This window comes from Streptomyces sp. DH12, from assembly GCF_020873895.1.
Lineage (GTDB): Bacteria > Actinomycetota > Actinomycetes > Streptomycetales > Streptomycetaceae > Streptomyces.
This window is the reverse complement of sequence record NZ_JAHWGT010000332.1, coordinates 1-678: the sequence shown is the minus strand read 5'-3', so window position 1 is coordinate 678 and position 678 is coordinate 1. Positions and strand designations below refer to the sequence as shown.

Below are 678 nucleotides of genomic sequence, written 5' to 3'. Positions count from 1 at the left end.
GTCCTCCCCCGCGCGCAGGGCGAAGAAGCCACCGAGGTCACGGAGGGCGGTGAGGCGCGGGTCGAGGTCCACGAGGTACAGGAGTACCAAGTCTCTCAGGGGTGGTTGTCAGGGGCCTCGGTCTTGCGGTGCCCACCCACGGGATGACGAGGGCGTCCCCGTACTCCATCGGCAGTAGGACGCAGAGGGTGCTCAGGGACGACGACGGGGAACACCCTGACACGGCATCGTGTTGGACATGGAAGCCGACCGTTCGCCGCGCCGGGCTGACCGCCCTCGCCTCACGCAGAGGAGCAGCCGATGAGCGCCCTCGCGTTGTCCGTGCTCCTCTCGTTCGTGTCCGCCGTGGCGTACGCCGGGGGCGCGATCGTGCAGGAGCAGGTGGCGCTGTCCTCGTCGGGCGCGCGGCAGTACGCCCCGCTGCGCCGGCCGGCCTGGTGGGCGGCGGTCGCGCTGAACGGCCTGGGCGCGCTCCTGCACGTGGTGGCGCTGGCCTACGGCCCGCTGAGCCTGGTCCAGCCGCTGGGCGCCCTGACGATCGTGTTCGCGCTGCCGATGGCCGCGCTGTTCGTCGGTCGCAAGGCCGGGGCGACCGCCTGGCGGGGCGCCCTGATGGCGACGGTGGGTCTCGCGGGTCTGCTGGCGCTGGTCGGCACCTCGGGCGCGCCGTCCAGCGAC

General features: G+C 73.0%; 1 protein-coding gene. It reads left to right on the top strand.

All coding sequences use genetic code 11. The features are described from left to right. Nucleotides 1-300: 300 nt before the first annotated feature. The coding region (locus LPA54_RS34375; protein ID WP_267487949.1) for a DMT family transporter at nucleotides 301-678 on the top strand (378 nt) is incomplete at its 3' end.